2 protein-coding genes and 1 pseudogene are annotated in these 2,084 nt (G+C 27.2%); 1 reads left to right on the forward strand and 2 read right to left on the reverse strand.

Going from position 1 to position 2,084, the window contains the following annotated elements:
* Positions 1-306, forward strand: a 306-nt coding sequence (locus tag E6A48_RS02845; RefSeq protein ID WP_407928814.1) for a 5-methylcytosine restriction system specificity protein McrC, incomplete at its 5' end; no start/stop codon positions are given.
* A 126-nt stretch (positions 307-432) separates the two neighbouring features.
* Here E6A48_RS02845 and eno read toward each other — a convergent pair.
* Together eno and E6A48_RS02855 are read right to left on the reverse strand one after the other, a co-directional pair.
* The gene (gene eno, locus E6A48_RS02850; protein WP_013244604.1) at positions 433-1,728 is read right to left on the reverse strand and encodes a phosphopyruvate hydratase; all 1,296 of its coding nucleotides are present in this window, start codon (positions 1,726-1,728) and stop codon (positions 433-435) included.
* Positions 1,729-1,818: 90 nt separating this feature from the next.
* A pseudogene (locus tag E6A48_RS02855) lies at positions 1,819-2,084 on the reverse strand (hypothetical protein); the annotation flags it as partial.

Consider the following 2,084-nt stretch of genomic DNA (forward strand, 5'->3'; position numbering starts at 1 on the left):
ATTTGTAATAGCGAAAAATGCCTTATAATAGATACAAAATTTTATAAAGATATTTTAATAAAAAACAATAATAAAGTTTCAATAAGGAGTTCTCATCTATACCAAATGTTTTCTTATATGAGTAATGTCAATAAAAAATTTAAAACTATAAAAGGTGTTTTGCTTTATCCACTATGCTCTGATAATATTAATAAAGAATATAAAATACAAGAGAAATATTTTGCAGTTAATACATTAGACTTAAACTCTGATTTTCAAGAAATAAAAAATAAATTAATAAATATTGTTGATACTTTTAATTTTTAAAAAAATAATAAAAATATATAAATAAGTTTTATTTACATTAAACACATTTTATTTAATTACTTACATAAAAAAAGCTTACAATAAGAAATATCTCCTATTGTAAGCTTAATTTTTATATAGACAAAATTATAGACTTAAATTATAAAAAGCTTTTTTACCTAAATAAATAGCTCTGTCTCCTAATTCTTCTTCTATTCTTAATAATTGATTGTATTTAGCAATCCTATCACTTCTAGAAGCAGAACCAGTTTTAATTTGACCTGCATTAGTAGCTACAACTATATCAGCAATAGTAGTATCTTCTGTTTCACCAGAGCGGTGAGAAACTACTGCAGTATAATTATGAGTTTTAGCAAGTTCAATAGAATCTAATGTTTCAGTTAAAGAACCTATTTGATTAACTTTAATAAGAATAGAGTTAGCAACGCCTTTATCTAATCCCATTTGAAGTCTTTTTACATTAGTAACAAATAAGTCATCACCTACTAATTGAACTTTTTTACCTAATTTGTCTGTTAAGATTTTCCAACCTTCCCAGTCATCTTCAGCAACACCATCTTCTATAGAGATAATAGGATATTTGCTACATAAATCAGCATAAAAATCAACCATCTCAGCAGAAGAAAGTTCTCTTTTATCAGATTTCTTAAATACATATTTCTTTTTGTTTTTGTCATAGAATTCGCTAGAAGCAGGGTCCATAGCAATCATTATATCATCACCAGGTTTGTATCCAGCTTTTTCTATAGCTTGCATAATTACTTGAAGAGGCTCTTCATTATCTTTAAGAGTTGGAGCGAAACCACCTTCATCACCAACAGTAGTGCTTAATCCTCTATCATGTAATATAGCTTTTAAGTTATGGAATACTTCAGCTACATAACGTATTCCTTCTTTGAAAGTAGGAGCACCAACTGGCATAACCATATACTCTTGGAAGTCGATTGGAGCTGATGAGTGAGCACCACCATTTAAGATATTAGCCATAGGTACTGGTAAAGTTTTAGCATTAGTACCGCCAATGTATCTGTATAGAGGCATACCTAATTCTTCTGCAGCAGCTTTAGCAACAGCAAGTGATACACCTAATATTGCATTAGCACCTAATTTACCTTTGTTTTCTGTACCATCAAGTTCTATCATAGTTCTGTCTATTTCAACTTGATCTAAAGCATCCATATCAATAAGTTCATTGCAAATAATTTCATTAACATTTTCAACTGCTTTTTGAACACCTTTACCTAAATATCTAGATTTATCACCATCTCTTAATTCTACAGCCTCATGTTCACCAGTAGAAGCTCCAGATGGAACAGCTGCTCTTCCCATAACGCCGCTATCTAAATAAACATCAACCTCAACTGTAGGGTTTCCTCTTGAATCTAATATCTCTCTAGCTACTATATCATCTATTAAAGACATATTATTAACTCCTTATAAATTATAATTGTATATATCATATAACATAATATATAAATTTCAAGTTAAAATATTTTACTTGAATGTATATAATTATTCATTCATATTAGAATTAGTATTTTCAAATAAAAAAATATACATACCTTTATATGATGATAATTTTTTTATATTATAATTACTAAATATATCATCATCATTTAAAATATTATTAGCTAAAAAATAAAATTTACGATCTTTTATATCGTAAAGTTCTTTCTTATCAGATATATATGTATAATACAAATTTGTATTTAAATAAGTTAGTGGATAATTTCTATAAAAACTTTCTCCTAAAAATGCATTATATTCATAAACATGTA

It is taken from the genome of Brachyspira pilosicoli (assembly GCF_019402445.1).
In the GTDB taxonomy this organism is placed as follows: Bacteria; Spirochaetota; Brachyspiria; order Brachyspirales; family Brachyspiraceae; genus Brachyspira; species Brachyspira pilosicoli_B.

Excerpts from the sequence above, each read along its gene's own strand:
- eno (WP_013244604.1), bottom strand. The coding sequence starts at position 1,728 with ATGTCTTTAATAGATGATATAGTAGCTAGAGAGATATTAGATTCAAGA.